At 66.5% G+C, this 14,217-nt stretch carries 16 protein-coding genes and 1 riboswitch; of the genes, 9 read left to right on the top strand and 7 right to left on the bottom strand.

All coding sequences use genetic code 11. From position 1 onward, the window contains the following. The first annotated feature begins 19 nt into the window (after positions 1–19). From ABWV23_RS04140 to modC, 4 genes are all read left to right on the top strand, one after another. The gene (locus ABWV23_RS04140; RefSeq protein WP_353345217.1) at positions 20–391 is read left to right on the top strand and encodes a winged helix-turn-helix domain-containing protein; all 372 of its coding nucleotides are present in this window, start codon (positions 20–22) and stop codon (positions 389–391) included. A gap of 77 nt (positions 392–468) precedes the next feature. Next, on the top strand, positions 469–1,260 hold the full coding sequence (gene modA, locus ABWV23_RS04135; protein WP_353345215.1) for a molybdate ABC transporter substrate-binding protein: 792 nt from the start codon (positions 469–471) through the stop codon (positions 1,258–1,260). After that, on the top strand, positions 1,257–1,955 hold the full coding sequence (gene modB, locus ABWV23_RS04130; protein ID WP_353345213.1) for a molybdate ABC transporter permease subunit: 699 nt from the start codon (positions 1,257–1,259) through the stop codon (positions 1,953–1,955). Before modA ends, modB begins: the two co-directional genes overlap by 4 nt. Continuing rightward, positions 1,952–3,040 (top strand): molybdenum ABC transporter ATP-binding protein, encoded by a 1,089-nt coding sequence (gene modC, locus ABWV23_RS04125; RefSeq protein ID WP_353345211.1) that lies wholly within the window; start codon positions 1,952–1,954, stop codon positions 3,038–3,040. Before modB ends, modC begins: the two co-directional genes overlap by 4 nt. 29 nt (positions 3,041–3,069) lie before the next feature. On the opposite strand, the gene ABWV23_RS04120 is transcribed toward modC, so the two are convergent. Then, a complete protein-coding gene (locus tag ABWV23_RS04120) occupies positions 3,070–5,424 on the bottom strand; it encodes a cytochrome P450/oxidoreductase (RefSeq protein ID WP_353345209.1) in 2,355 nt (784 codons plus the stop codon). Positions 5,425–5,597: 173 nt separating this feature from the next. Here ABWV23_RS04120 and ABWV23_RS04115 point away from each other — a divergent pair, with 173 nt between their 5' ends. Next, complete coding sequence (locus ABWV23_RS04115; RefSeq protein ID WP_353345207.1) at positions 5,598–6,278, top strand: IclR family transcriptional regulator; 681 nt, start codon at positions 5,598–5,600, stop codon at positions 6,276–6,278. Between the two features lie 30 nt (positions 6,279–6,308). Here the strand turns inward: ABWV23_RS04115 and folE2 are convergent, their stop codons facing one another. The 5 genes from folE2 to ABWV23_RS04090 are packed head-to-tail and all read right to left on the bottom strand — an operon-like array spanning position 6,309 to position 9,168. Then, on the bottom strand, positions 6,309–7,340 hold the full coding sequence (folE2, locus tag ABWV23_RS04110; RefSeq protein ID WP_502901588.1) for a GTP cyclohydrolase FolE2: 1,032 nt from the start codon (positions 7,338–7,340) through the stop codon (positions 6,309–6,311). A gap of 1 nt (position 7,341) precedes the next feature. Continuing rightward, the gene (locus tag ABWV23_RS04105; RefSeq protein ID WP_353345205.1) at positions 7,342–8,043 is read right to left on the bottom strand and encodes an RNA polymerase sigma factor; all 702 of its coding nucleotides are present in this window, start codon (positions 8,041–8,043) and stop codon (positions 7,342–7,344) included. Beyond that, complete coding sequence (locus ABWV23_RS04100) at positions 8,040–8,570, bottom strand: cupredoxin domain-containing protein (protein ID WP_353345203.1); 531 nt, start codon at positions 8,568–8,570, stop codon at positions 8,040–8,042. The genes ABWV23_RS04105 and ABWV23_RS04100 overlap by 4 nt, the downstream gene beginning before the upstream one ends. After that, a complete protein-coding gene (locus tag ABWV23_RS04095) occupies positions 8,567–8,983 on the bottom strand; it encodes a hypothetical protein (protein WP_353345201.1) in 417 nt (138 codons plus the stop codon). Before ABWV23_RS04095 ends, ABWV23_RS04100 begins: the two co-directional genes overlap by 4 nt. Beyond that, on the bottom strand, positions 8,980–9,168 hold the full coding sequence (locus ABWV23_RS04090; protein ID WP_353345199.1) for a hypothetical protein: 189 nt from the start codon (positions 9,166–9,168) through the stop codon (positions 8,980–8,982). The genes ABWV23_RS04095 and ABWV23_RS04090 overlap by 4 nt, the downstream gene beginning before the upstream one ends. Positions 9,169–9,414: 246 nt before the next feature. Here ABWV23_RS04090 and ABWV23_RS04085 point away from each other — a divergent pair, with 246 nt between their 5' ends. The 4 genes from ABWV23_RS04085 (at position 9,415) to ABWV23_RS04070 (ending at position 13,381) form a co-directional block, all read left to right on the top strand. Continuing rightward, a complete protein-coding gene (locus tag ABWV23_RS04085) occupies positions 9,415–10,485 on the top strand; it encodes an extracellular solute-binding protein (protein ID WP_353345197.1) in 1,071 nt (356 codons plus the stop codon). Positions 10,486–10,557: 72 nt separating this feature from the next. Further along, the gene (locus tag ABWV23_RS04080) at positions 10,558–11,658 is read left to right on the top strand and encodes an ABC transporter ATP-binding protein (RefSeq protein ID WP_353345195.1); all 1,101 of its coding nucleotides are present in this window, start codon (positions 10,558–10,560) and stop codon (positions 11,656–11,658) included. After that, positions 11,659–12,516 carry an ABC transporter permease gene (locus tag ABWV23_RS04075; RefSeq protein ID WP_353345193.1) on the top strand — a complete coding sequence of 286 codons (858 nt, stop codon included), beginning with the start codon at positions 11,659–11,661 and terminating at the stop codon, positions 12,514–12,516. A 13-nt stretch (positions 12,517–12,529) separates the two neighbouring features. Next, a complete protein-coding gene (locus ABWV23_RS04070; protein WP_353345191.1) occupies positions 12,530–13,381 on the top strand; it encodes an ABC transporter permease in 852 nt (283 codons plus the stop codon). Between the two features lie 177 nt (positions 13,382–13,558). On the opposite strand, the gene ABWV23_RS04065 is transcribed toward ABWV23_RS04070, so the two are convergent. Continuing rightward, a complete protein-coding gene (locus tag ABWV23_RS04065; protein WP_353345189.1) occupies positions 13,559–13,828 on the bottom strand; it encodes a DUF2312 domain-containing protein in 270 nt (89 codons plus the stop codon). 128 nt (positions 13,829–13,956) lie between these two features. Then, positions 13,957–14,166: riboswitch (cobalamin riboswitch) on the top strand. Positions 14,167–14,217: the final 51 nt, after the last annotated feature.

Here is a 14,217-nt window from a genome sequence, read left to right as displayed (position 1 = left end):
CGCCACCGGGAGGGCGCGCATGAGTGATCCCGTCTCCGATACCGGTCCGGCCCTGCGGCTGCGCGTTGTCTTTGCAGGCGGGCGGCGGCTGGGACCGGGCAAGGCCGACCTGCTGGAACTCGTGCGAGAGACCGGCTCGATTTCGGCGGCAGGGCGGCGGATGGGCATGAGCTACAAGCGCGCCTGGACCCTGATCGAAGAACTCAACGCCATGTTCCGGGCACCGCTGGTGCACAGCGTGCGGGGCGGCGCAAAGGGCGGCGGCGCGCAACTGACCGAATTGGGCGAAACGATCCTGGCACATTACCGCGCACTGGAGCGGACAGCGGCCCTGCAGGGCCGCGCCGAGCTGGAGGCGTTGGCGGCACTCTCCAGCGATATGTCCGAATGAAAACAACGCTTGAATCCAGGGCCACGGGGCGCGATATTTCCACTTGGACATATCGAAATCATCCCGGAGAGACCTTCATGCCCCGCATCCTGCACGCCGCTTTCGCCCTGGTGCTGGCCGCCCTGCCCGCCATCCTGCCCGCCGTCGCGCGGGCCGAAACCACCACGGTCTTTGCCGCCGCGAGTCTGAAGACCGCGCTGGATGAAATCGCGACGGGCTATGGCGAAGAGACAGGCGATGCGCTGCGGATTTCCTATGCCGGCAGTTCCAAACTGGCCCGCCAGATCCAGCAGGGGGCGCCGGCGCAGATCTTCATCTCGGCAAACACCGCCTGGATGGACGCGCTGGAGGACGACCACCTGCTCGCCGACGGAACCCGCGCCGACCTGTTGGTCAACCGGATCGTCCTTGTCGCCGGTCCGGGCGCGCCCGAGGATCTGTCTCTGACGCTTGCGCCCGGCGCCGACCTGGTCGGCCCGCTGGGCGATGGGCGGCTGGCGATGGCGCTGGTCGATGCGGTGCCCGCCGGCATCTATGGCAAGGCCGCGCTGCAATCGCTGGACCTGTGGGACGGCGTCGCGCCCCACGTGGCCCAGGCCGACAACGTGCGCGCCGCGCTTCGGCTGGTGGCCTCGGGCGAGGCGCCGCTGGGCATCGTCTATGCCACCGACGCCGTGGCCGAGCCCAAGGTGCGCGTGCTCGACATGTTCCCCGCCGACAGCCATCCGCCGATCCGCTATCCCGCCGCGATCCTGGCCGAGGGCGACGGGCCGGCGGCACACGCCGCGCTGGACTATCTGCGGGGCGACAGTGCGCGCGCGGTCTTCCTGCGCAATGGCTTCGGCCTTGCAGGGGGTCAGCCTGAATGACCGATTGGCTCGGCCCCGAGGAATGGCAGGCGGTGGCGCTGTCACTCAAGGTCTCGCTCTGGGCCGTGGGGCTGAGCCTGCCGCTGAGCATCCTGGCCGCCTATGCCCTTGCCCGCTGGCAATTTCGCGGCAAGCAATTGCTGAACGGCATAATCCACCTGCCGCTGATCCTGCCGCCGGTGGTCACCGGCTACCTGCTGCTGCTGGGCTTCGGGCGGCGCGGGCCGCTGGGCGGGGTGCTGGAGGATGCGTTCGGCCTCGTCCTTGCGTTCCGCTGGACCGGGGCCGCGCTGGCTGCGGCGCTGATGGCCTTTCCGCTGACGGTGCGGGCGATCCGGCTGGCAATCGAGGCGGTCGATCCGAAACTGGAGCAGGCCGCCGCGACGCTGGGCGCATCGCGGCCTTGGGTTTTCCTCACCGTGACCCTGCCGCTGATCCTGCCCGGGGTGATCGCAGGGGTCGTCCTGGGGTTTGCCAAGGCGATGGGAGAGTTCGGGGCAACGATCACCTTTGTCTCCAACATCCCGGGCCAGACCCAGACCCTGCCGCTGGCGATCTACACCTTCCTGCAGGTGCCCGGCGGTGACGGCGCCGCGCTGCGCCTGGTGCTGGTCTCGGTCGCGGTGGCGATGGCCGCCCTGACCCTGTCGGAGGTGCTGGCGCGCCGGGCCGCGCAACGGGTGGCCGGCGGATGAGCCTGCAGGTCGAGATCACCCACCCGCTGCCCGGCTTCGAGGTGAACGTCGCCTTCGAGGCACCCGGCGGGGTGACCGCGCTGTTCGGCCAGTCGGGCGCCGGCAAGACCACGGTGATCAACGCCGTCGCCGGCCTGTTGCGCCCCAAGGCCGGGCGCATCGCGCTGTCGGGCGAGCCCCTGTTCGACGCGTCGGCCCGGGTGAACCTGCCGGTGCATCGGCGGCGGCTGGGCTATGTGTTCCAGGACGGGCGGCTGTTTCCGCATCTCTCGGTGCGGCAGAACCTGACCTATGGCCAGCGGTTCGCGCCGCGCGGCCTCCCCGGCCCCGGGTTGGACGAGGTCGCCGACCTGCTGGGCCTCGACCGCCTGCTCGACCGCCGCCCAGGCGCGCTCTCGGGGGGCGAGAAACAGCGCGTCGCCTTTGGCCGTGCCCTGCTGTCGCATCCCCGGATGCTGCTGATGGACGAACCACTCGCCGCGCTGGACGCGGCCCGCAAGGACGAGATCCTGCCCTATCTCGAGCGGCTCCGTGATCGCAGCGGGCTGCCCATTCTCTACGTCAGCCATTCGGTGGCCGAGGTGGCGCGGCTGGCCACCACCGTCGTGGTGCTGGAGGCGGGCCAGGTGGTGCGCGCCGGCCCTGCCGAACAGGTGCTGTCGGATCCCGCCATGGTGCGCCAGTTCGGCCTGCGCGAGGCCGGCGCGGTGCTGCCGGCCGAGATCGCATGTCACCACGCCGACGGGCTGACCGAACTGGCGATTTCCGGTGGCCGTCTGTTCCTGCCACGGATGGAGCAGCCCGCCGGCGCCCACACCCGGGTCCGCATCCTCGCCCATGACGTGATCGTCGCGGATCGCGCGCCGCAGGGGCTGTCGGCGCTGAACGTGCTGCCGGGCGAGGTCATCGCCCTGCGCGAGGGTCAGGGCCCCGGAATGATCGTGCAGATCCAATGCGGCGCCGACCGCTTGCTGGCGCGGATCACCCGCCGTTCGGCCGAGGCACTGGCGCTGGCGCCGGGGCGCAAGGTCCATGCGGTGATCAAGTCGGTCTCGATCGCGCGCACCGACGTGGCGGCGGGCTGAGGCCCCGACAGTCCGGCGCAGGGAAAGCCTCAAAGCGACAGCTTGATCCGGCCACCATTCTTTGCGCGCGAACAGCAGGACATCATGCGATTGTTTGCGGCCCGTTCGCCCCGCGTCAGCACCATGTCGCGGTGGTCGATCTCGCCGTCGATCACGCCGACCTCGCAACTGCCACAGAGCCCCTCGCAGCAATCCGAGGCCACGTCGATGCCCGCCGATTGGATCGCCTCCAGCAGCGTCTGGTCGGCGGCCACGTTCAGGGTCAGCCCGGAGTCCGTCAATTCGACGTCGAACCCCTGTTCCTTGTCCGGGTCGAGCCCGGTGCCATGGGTCGAGAAATGCTCGAAATGCAGCGTGCCCTCGGGGCGTTCCGCGGTCAGATCCTCCAGCGCGGTGATCATCCGTTCCGGCCCGCAGCAATAGATCTGGCCACCCTCCGGCAGGGCCGCGACAAGCGCCGACAGATCGGCGCGCGCGCCCTCGTCCCTGACATGCAGGGTGACATGCCCCGCGTGATCGGCCTCCAGCCGCGCGAGCAGCGCCATGGTCGCCCGGCTCCGGCCGCAGTAATGAACCGCATAGGGTTTGCCCAGCGCCTTGAGCCGGTCGGCCATGGCAAGGATCGGGGTGATGCCGATACCGCCGGCGATCAGGGTATAGGCGCAAGCCTCCTCGTCGAGCCGAAACAGGTTGCTCGGCCCGCGCAGGCGCAGCTCCATCCCCGCGCGCACCGTGTCGTGGATATGACGCGAGCCGCCGCGCCCCTCCTCCTCGCGCAGGATGGCGAGGCCATAGCCCGGCGCGTCACTGCGCCCGCAGAGCGAATACTTGCGGTCGTACGCCCCGGCGATCAGTTCCACATGCGCCCCGGCGCTCCAATGCGGCAGGGGTCGCCCCTTGGCGTCCTCCAGCGTCAGGCCGAGAATGCCCTCGGCCTCCTGCCGCACCTCGGTCACGCGCACTTTGCGCGCGATATCGCGGCGCGACGGCGCGCCGACCGGGAAGCGAAGGTGATCCCGGGCCAGCTGTGGCTGTGCGCGCTCGGGGTTCAAATCCGGGTCCCATTCCACCCACAGGTGATCCGGCCCCCGGAACGAGGTGTTGGGCAGATAGGTGAACTCCTGCTCGGCCAGCCGCAGGTGCGGCAGGCGGCGGCTAAACTCCTCGAGAAAGATCCGCATCTCCATCCGGCCGATGTTCTTGCCCATGCACTGGTGGCTGCCATAGCCGAACGTCAGGTGGTCAACCGCATTGTCGCGATAGATGTCGAACCTGTCGCCATCCTCGAAATGTCGCTCGTCCTGGTTGCCCGAGGCCTGCACGATCAGCAGCTTGGCCCCCTCGGGCAGGTCCACCCCGCCCAACCGCGTCGGGGCCGTGACCTGCCGCCGCCAGGCGACGATCGAGCCCGCATAGCGCAGGCATTCCTCGACCGCGTTGGGGATCAGGCTGGGATCGGCGCAGATATCCTCCCAGGCTTCGCGGTGGCTGAGCAGCGTCTTGAACATGTTGGTGGAGGCCAGCGAGGTGGTCTCATGCGCCGCGACGATGATCGCCATCATCATCGAATGCACGTAGCTGTCGGTGACCACGTCCGGCATCTCGGCATTCTTGCGGATGGTCTCGTGCATCCAGCCGGTGCCCTCCGGCTCTGCCTTCATCTTCTCGATGATCTTGCCCGCGTATTGCCAGAACCGGCCCACATCATGGGCGATGGCGACCTGCTGGTCGTCGGTGGGCCTGCCCCAGGTGTTGACCGAATGCGCGACAGAGAAGTTGCGCAGCACCGCTATCTCGTCCTCGGGCACGCCGAGGAAATGCAGCGCCACGTTCAGCGGCACCTCGTAGAGCAGCGAGTCAACCAGATCGACACGACCCGCGTCGATGAATTCATCCATCTTTTCCCGCGTGAGGCGGCGCACCATCTCCTGGTGATGTTCAAGGTTGGCGGGGATGAAATGGTCCATCAGGGCGCGGCGCCGCTCCATGTGCGCCGGTTCGTCCTCGTTCACCATGGTGCGGTTCATGGCGTAGCCGTAGCTTTTCAGAACCTCCATCGCCTCGGGTGTGGCGGGGGTGATTTTTTCCAGCACGTTACGCGGCGAGAACAGGATGCCGTCGCGAAACACCGCCTTGATGTCGTCGTAGCGGCTCACCACCCAGTACCCGAGCGTCTCGGCGTAGAACACGGGCAGCTGATCACGCGACCAGCGCAGCGCCTCGGCCGGATCGAGTTGGTACGGCCCCTCGAAGGCATCGAAGGCGCGCGCCAGGACCGCCGGATCGGACGCAGGGCATCCCCCCTGCCCCCCGACCTGCGCCGATGCGCCCCCCATCGGGCAGGATTGCGAATGGGGCGATCCCTTTTGCGTGGTCTCCGTCATAGCTCCGTCTCCTCCCGGGCATGATGTGCGCACCCCGGTCTAGATTGCAAATAATGGACAATCAATTGCAAATATCGTCATAATTTGTGCGGATAGTGAGACTCTCCATTGCCCAAGTACCGGAAAATGGCCTATGGCAGGCCCCGGGGCGGCAAGGAAAACAAAGGCGCAGAATGGCACAGGGAACGCTTCAGACGCTCGACCGGGGGATCGAGGCGCTTTTACTGGTCGCGCGCACACCGGGCGGGATCAAGGTGGGCGATCTTGCCGATCGCCTCGCGCTGCACCGCGCGGTGGCCTATCGCATCATCTCGACCCTGTCGGGGCATGGCATGGTGCGGCGGCTGGAAGACGGGCGGATCGTGCTGGGCGCGGCGGCGTTCCAGCTGGGCGCGCAGGCGACCGACAGCATCCGCGCACAGGTACGCCCGATCCTCGAGGATCTGGCCGAGCGCACCGGCGCCACCGCCTTTCTGTCGATGGCCGAGGACGAGGAGTGCGTCGTGGTCCAGACGGTCGAGCCGCGACAGACCATGGTCACCATCCACTACCGCGTCGGCATCCGGCACCCGCTCAATCGCGGCGCCGCCGGGATCGCCATCCTCGCGGCACGTCCCGCCCACCCGGACGATAGCGACGAGGTCCGCCTTGCCCGTGAGCAGGGCTTCAGCGCCACCCGCGGCCAGATCCACAAGGGCGCCGTCGGCGTCTCCAGCCCGGTCCACCTGTCCGGAGCGGGTTTTGCCGGGATGGAATATTCCATCGGCGTCGTCGCGCTGGAAAGCCTCGACATGGAGACCGCCTGCCGCGCCGTCCCCGAGGCCGCCCGGACCCTGTCCGACCGCTTTGCCTGACCCCGGCCCGGCCGGGCGCCACCACTCGCGCTACCCGGCCTTGATCATCGTCTCGAACAACGCCGGTTCGAGGCCGGGCGCGGCAAAGCTGTCGCCGGAGGTCAGGACGCTGATCGCATCGTGGCTGTGCAGGCTTTCCTGATGGCTCGCCACGATCCGGAAATCGCCGATGCGCGGGTCCGCCTGAAGCGGCACGCTGAACAGCCGCGCCGCGTCCTCGACGAAGATCGGGTTGGCGGCATTGAGCTCTGCAAAGGCCTGCTCGTCCTCGCGCTTGACCATCACCTGGGTTTCGGTCGGCACCGCCTTGCGCGCCAAGTCGACGAGATCCTCGATCCACAGCCGGTCCGGGCCCTGCAATTCGACCGAGATCCGCGCCACCGACCGCTGGGAATGCGGCGTCGCCAGTTGGTGCCGTTCGCGCCGCGCGTGTTCGCTCAGCTCGAGCGAACAGGGGCAGGTCGAGGAATAGACGTAATCGAGATGCAGAACCCGGCGCAGTGTCCCCCCGGCCGCGACCAGTTCCATGGCGACGTCGTAATACTGGATGCCCTCAAGACCCGACCTCAACGACATGACCTTGAGCGGATAGCAGAACCGCAGCAAGAGCCGCGCGTCGGTACTCTCAAGGTCACGCAGGTAGTCATCCAGCACGGCGGCCATCCTGTCGAAATCGAAGTCGACCTCGCCATGCCGGTAAAAGCTGCGCATGATCCGGGACATGTTGATGCCCTTGCGGTCCTTTGCAAGGCTGACCGTGCCGGTCACCGACACCTGCAAGGTCATCTCGCTCGCGTCGCGACAGCGGAACCGCAGCGGCACCCGAAAATTGGAGATCCCCACATGCTGGATCTTCCGCCGTGCCCCCCGGATCAGGGCCGCAGGTCCGTTCTGCAGATCGGGCATCGCGGCGCGATAGGCGGCATCGGGCAGGAAATCCTCGGGGTAGTCGCGGGACAACGCGGGATCGTCGCGCCCTTGCCCGACCGCTCGTTCCGCATCCCTCCGCGCCCCACCCGGCGCCTGACCGGCGCTCGCCTCCGGCCTGAATGGCATGGTCATGTCACAGCCTCCCCTTTGCCTTCAGCCCGGAAACGACCCGGTCGGCCATGTCGGCGCATCTCTGGCCATCGAAGGGAAAGATCGCCTCGAACCCGCCGCGCACCTGTTTCTCCAGCGCCGCGCGCAACCGCCGACGCGCCCGGAACAGCCGCGTCTTGACGGTGACCGGGCTGATCTGAAGCTGATGCGCGATGGCGGCGATGCTCAGCCCCTCGGTTTCGCGCAACAGAAAGGTCAGCCGCAGATCGGGCGGCAGACCCGCGACGGCGGCCTCGACGAAGCCACGGATCTGCGCCCGGGCCACGGCGGTCTCGGGCGCCTCGCCCCCCTGTCCGGGGAACGCGAGGATCTGGGATGTGTCACCTTCGCTCACGGTATCATATGCCTCTTTCGGACGGTCACGCCGGAGCCGCATCCGCGCGGTGTTGATGGCGATCCGGGTGATCCAGGTGGTAAAGCGCGCCTCGTCGCGGAATCCGTCCAGCTTGGCGAAGGCGGAGAGGTAGGTCTCCTGCACCACCTCCTCGGCCTCGGCGTCGCTGGCGACGATGCCGCGCGCGACCCGGAACAGGCGCGGGTTCAGACGGCGGACCAGCTCGCGCACCGCCATCTCGCTGCCTTGGCGCGCGGCGGCCACCAGTTCGGCCTCGGGTGTCGCCGCATCCGCAAGGGTGTCCTCGTTGCGCTGTCTCCGGGCGCTCATGATCTCTCCTCCCTGCGTAGGGCGCCCCGGGCCAGGATTGTCTCGACCCCCGGCAGCGCCGCCAGCACCTCGGCCGAGACATCCTCGCGATCCTCGGCGGGGCCCTCCCAGCCGGGATCGGCCGGGGTTCCGACCACGATGCGACCGACCATGGCGGCCATCTCGTGCGGGATGCAGTAGTAATCATAGACCCCCGGCACGCGCAGCGTCACCTCGAAGCTCTCCCCCGGCAGCAGGAAATCGCTGTCCCAGGGCGCCGCCTTGGCCGGGATTCGCCGCAGACGGTCATAGTTTTCGGGATGATAGGCGGTGGCGGTATGGCTGTTGCCCGGATCGCGGTTGACGAAGCGCAGCACCGTGCCCGGTGCCACGGCAAGCGCAAAGGGATCGAACCAGATTCGCTCGCCCCGCGCGGTGCCACGCATCTCGATCACCGTTTCGCCCGCAGCGAACACCGGCAGCGGAGAGCCGAGAGCGGCGATTGCGCCGCCCCCGAGCCGAATGACCTGTCGTCGCGTCCAGCTCATTCCGCCAGCCGCCCCTTGGCCTCGGCATCGTGGTAGAGGACCACATGCGCATGCGGCTTCTCGACCCCGGGGTGCCCGGCGTTGTAATAAACATCGACCGAGCTGACCGCATGCGACCCGATGCCCAGCCCATCATAGGCCGTTCGGTTTTCCAACTCCTCCAACGGCGTCATGTAGATCGACGCAGACAGTTTGCCGTCGTGGTCATAGGCCAGGAATGGCCCCGCCGGCAGGGTGTCCGGATTGACGAAGAGGGTGCCGAGGCCCGGAATGAACGCCGGCAGCGGCAGCACGTCGCTCACCTGAACATAGGGATCACCCGGAGGCGCCGCCTTCAGGGCCGCCTCATCATGGGCCTGCGCAAGGGTTGCCGTGGCCACCAGGCTCACCGCCAACAGGGTTTGCTTGATCATATCCATTTTCCTTTCCGGTTCTGACTGGGATGCATCGCGTCGACACATGCCCATTGGATGCAGCCGCGGCGAAAAGGTTCCCGTTCTCCGGGCCGATCCCTGAATCTTTTTTTCAGCGCCCCGGTCGATTCCGGCATCACGATCAGGCGGATCGACGGGATCACAGCGCCGGAAACCCGCACCATTCTGAAAGGATTTCTCCAAACGCCCCGTCATGTTGTCATTATCTTGACACAAGACCCGGTTATCAGAGAGACTTCACGGGGCACGCCTGTTCGCGCGCCGGTTCGCGGTGCCGCGTCAGCCTGTCCGGCACGGCATGAAGCCGTATACCCCCGAATGTGAAATTTTTATTATCCCATTGACACAAAAGGGTTTTTCACAGACCCTTCCGCCACCGTTAATCCGAAACGCTTCACTGGGAATGAACGATGAAACATGTTGCCACGGCGGTCTGCTCCGCCCTCACGATTGCCATTGTCTGCGGCACCACGCCGGCCTCCGCTGACACCCTGCGCCTGCTGACCTGGGGCGGCTACGCGCCCGAGAACGTCGTAGCCAAGTTCGAGGAAGAGACCGGCCACACCGTCGAGGTCACCAAGTCGAACAACGAAGAGATGATCGCCAAGCTGCGCGCCACCGGCGGCGGCGGCTTCGACCTTGCCCAGCCCAGCCAGGACCGGATCGCCGGCCCGCAGGCCGAGTTCGGGATCTACAAGCCGATCGACCTGAGCAAGATCGACACCGCGCAGTTCATCCCCTCGATGCTGGAGGCCACCAAGGCCAACACCACCGTCGGCGGCGAGATTTACGGCGTGCCGCATGTCTGGGGCACCTCGGGCCTGGTGGTCGACACCAAGAAGGCCCCCTCGGTCAAGGACTACACCGATCTCTGCGGCGCCGAGGTGGCGGGCAAGGTGTCCTACCGGCTCAAGCGCCCGACGCTGATCGGCTTTGCCTTCGCCATGGGGATGGACCCCTTTGCCGCCTATGGTGACGAGGCCGCCTACAAGGAGGTCATGGACAAGGTCGAGGCCAAGCTGGTCGACTGCAAGCCCAACGTGAAAACCTACTGGGGCGGCGGTGACGAGCTGATGGGCCTGATGCGCTCGGGCGAAGCCGTGGCCGCGATGGCCTGGGACACCGGCGGCTGGAAACTGAACGCCGACAACCCCGACATCACCTTTGTCGCCCCCGCCTCGGGCGCGCTGGGCTGGGTCGATACCTTCGTGCTGCCGGCCAAGGGCCGTGCCGATGATGCCGCCTATGCCTGGATCAACTTCGTGATGCAGCCCGAGATCGCCGCGATGATCACCGAGGCCGCCGGCAACTTCACCGCCTCCAAGGGCGCCGACGAGTTTGCCGCCGCCGACCTCAAGGCACGTTACCAGGCCAGCTTCCCGCCCGAGGCGCTGGACAACATCAAGTGGTACCCGCCGGTCCCCGCCGGGCTTGAGGCCATCGAGGGTGGCGTGCTGGACCGCGTCAAGGCCGCCCAGTAAACCGACCGCAACGAAAACCAGCGGCACCCGGGACAAACCCCGGGGGCCGCATCTTCAATTCCGGAAGCCTTCATGACCCCCGATCTCGAATGTCTGAACCTGGTCAAGCGGTTCGGTGACACAACCGCGGTGGACAACGTCTCGTTCGACGTGCCGCGCGGGTCGTTCTTTTCCATCCTGGGCCCCTCGGGCTGTGGCAAGACCACGATCATGCGGATGATCGCGGGCTTTCTCGAGCCCACCTCCGGCGACATCCAGATCCGGGGCCGCTCGGTCCTGAACACGCCGCCGAACAAGCGACCGGTGAACATGGTGTTCCAGCACCTGGCGCTGTTCCCGATGATGACCATCGCCGAGAACATCGGCTACGGGCTGCGCCGCAACGGGCTGCCCAAGCCCGAGATCGCCAGGAAGGTCGACGAGGCGCTGGAGCGCATCGGCCTGCCGGGCATCGGGAACCGCAAGGTCGACGAACTGTCGGGCGGCCAGAAACAGCGGGTCGCCATCGCCCGCTGCATGGTTCTGGAGCCTGACGTTCTGCTGCTGGACGAACCGCTGGGCGCGCTGGACCTCAAGCTGCGCGAACGGATGAAGGTCGAGCTCAAGGCGCTGCAGGCGGCCTTTGACACCACCTTCGTCTATATCACCCACGACCAGTCCGAGGCGCTGGTCATGTCCGACCAGATCGCGGTGATGAACCACGGAAGGTTCGAGCAGATCGGCACCGGGCAGGATCTTTATTACCGGCCCGCGACCTCCTTTGTCGCCGGCTTCGTCGGAGATACCAACCACTGGTCCGGGCAGGTCACCCGGGTCGAGGGCGATGAGATGGAGATCCGGACCGACAGCGGGCTGCTGCTGCGCGGGGCCAGCCACGGGCGGGCGCTGAGCACCGGCGACAGCGCGCAGATCTTTGTCCGGCCCGAGTCGATCCGCATCGCCTATGACACCGAGGAACTGACTCATTTCGACAACCGGATGACCGGGCGCGTCTCGTCGATCCTGTTCAACGGTGCCGCCAGCCGGATCATCGTGCAGGATCCCGACGGGCGCGAGGAGATCGAGGTCAACCTGCCGCAATCGGGCGAGTTTTCCACCCTCGCCCGTGGCGCCGAGGTGCATATCGGCTGGTCCGGTGCGCAGGGCAACTGTTTCGCCGCCGGAGGCCGATGAATGCGCGCACAAGCGAAACTGGGCCTGTTCCTTCTGCTGTCGCCGCTGCTGCTGTGGCTGACCCTGCTGATCCTGATCCCGCATGTGGACATGCTGCTGGTCTCGCTGCGTGAACGCATCGGCGTCGGGCAGTACCGGATCAGCCTTGCCAACTATTTCACCTTTTTCAGCGAACCGCTCTACCTGAGGACCTTCCTGCGCACCGCAGTGATGTCGATCATGGCCACCGCGATTACCCTGCTGATCGCCTTCCCGGTGTCTTACTACATCGCCAAGATGGCGCGCGGGCGAGTGCGCTCGGCGCTGTTCCTGCTCTGCCTTGTGCCGTTCTGGGTGTCGGAACTGGTGCGCACCTTCGGCTGGATGATCCTGCTGCGCGAAACCGGCGTCATCTCGAACCTGCTGCAGTTCCTCAATCTCACCGAAGGCCCGGTCGAACTGCTCTACAACGACGCCGCGATCATGGTCGGGCTGGTCTATACCTCGATGCTGTTCATGGTGGTGCCGCTGGTCACGACGCTGGAAAGCCTGCCGGACGAGGTGATCGAGGCCGGCTATGACCTGGGCGGCAACGGCTTTTCCGTGCTGCGCGAGATCGTGATCCCACACGCCATGCCGGGCATCGTCTCGGGCTGCATCGTGGTGTTCATGCTGAGCCTTGGCAATTACCTGACGCCGACCATGCTGGGCGGCAAGGACAGCCTGTGGTTCACCGAGCTGATCTACTCCCAGTTCATCGTCCGCTTCAACTGGGAGCTGGGCGCGGCCTTCGGCTTCATGCTGCTGATCCTGTCCTCGACCATCGTCTGGGGCATGCTCAAGCTGACCGGCCAGTCGCTGGAAAAGACAATGGGCTGAGGACACCGTACAAATGATCCCCTCGATTCCCCAATCCCGCTTTCTCACCGTCAGCTACACGGCCTATATTGCGCTGTTCTTCATCTTCCTCGCGTTGCCACTTGTGGTGGTCGCGGTGTTCGCCTTCAACGACAGCCAGTTCCCCTCTCTGCCGTGGGAGGGGTTCACCTGGAACTGGTTCTTCGGCACGGAACGCCCGATGATCGGTGTCTTTCACGAACGCCCGATCCTGCGGGCGATCGGCACCTCGGCCATTGTCGCGATCTTCGTGTCGATCCTGTCGGTCGGCGTCGGTCTGTCCAACGCCTTCCTGTTCAACCGCTACCGGTTCCGGGGCCAAGGCATTCTCTATGTCTTCATGCTGCTGCCGCTGGTGATCCCGGGGATCGTGCTGGGCATCTCGATCCTGGTGTTTTCCAGCCGCGCGGCCGAAGGGTTGTGGGACCTGGCACAATGGGATGTCACGGCGCTGCGGCCCGGGCTGACGCTGGTGATCCTCGGACAGTTCTCGTTCATCGCCACCATCGCCACCCTGGTGATCGCGGCGCGATTGCAGAAATTCGACAAGACGCTGGAAGAGGCGGCGCTGAACCTGGGCGCCAGCCGGTTGACGGCGGTGCGCACCGTCACCCTGCCCTACCTGGCACCGGCGATGATCGGCGCCTTTGTGGTGGCCTTCCTGATGAGTTTCGAGAACTTCAACACCACGCTGATGCTGGTGGGCTCGGACGCACCGCTGACCATCGCCATGTTCGACCGGCTGAAAGAGGGGTCCACCCCCCTGCTCAACGCGGTCTCTCTACTGCTGATGCTGGTCTCCAGTGGGCTGGCACTGATCATGATCTTCGCGCAAAAGCGCGGCTGACGTCGCGCCGGGACACCCCCGCGTCATTCCGCCCGGGGCGGCGATGGCGTGCGGGTCCCGGGCGATGGTCGGCGCGGGCATCGCCACGCCGTTGCTGCGCGAAACGCCTCGGCCCGCGCATCACACCGGTGAACCGCGGGCCGAGAGATCATCCGTTTTTTGCAGATCGGGCGGCGCTTACGCCATCCCCAGCGCTTCCTTGTACATTTCCAGCACCGCCTCTTCCTCGGCGATGTCGTCCTTGTCGCGCTTGCGCAGGGCAATCACCTTGCGCATCACCTTGGTGTCGTAGCCGCGTGCCTTGGCCTCGGACATCACCTCTTTCTGCTGGTCGGCGATGTCCTTCTTCTCGGCTTCCAGCCGCTCGAACCGCTCGATGAACTGGCGCAATTCGCCCGCGGTCACGCGGTAGTTGGCCTCGGCCGTGTTGTCGTCCACTGGGTCCATGATCCTGCTCCGCTCGATGGTCGGGATGTGAAAGTACCCGCCGGGATACCCCCCCCGCCCGGCTGCCGCAAGACGGGAATGACGCGCATCCTGCCGCAATCGTTCTTGCGTTGCGTGGCCGCAGCCCCTATCCACGGGGCTGCTTTGGTTCGGCGGCTTCGGCCGTCGTGAAAAGGGAACGCGGTTCGGTCCGGAAACGGGCCAAATCCGCGACTGCCCCCGCAACTGTAGGCGGAGAGCGGGGCCGGCAGATACCACTGAACCCGATCGGGGTTCGGGAAGGTCCGGCCCAGCGTTGACCCGCAAGTCAGGAGACCTGCCAGGGCGATCACCTTCATTTGGCGCGGGGTGCGTCAGATGGGCGGCGTTCGAACCGTAGGGGTGATGAC

Source organism: Aquicoccus sp. SU-CL01552 (assembly GCF_040365005.1).
GTDB lineage: Bacteria > Pseudomonadota > Alphaproteobacteria > Rhodobacterales > Rhodobacteraceae > Antarcticimicrobium.
The sequence above is the reverse complement of the archived record's forward strand: the minus strand, read 5'-3'. Positions and strand labels throughout refer to the sequence as shown.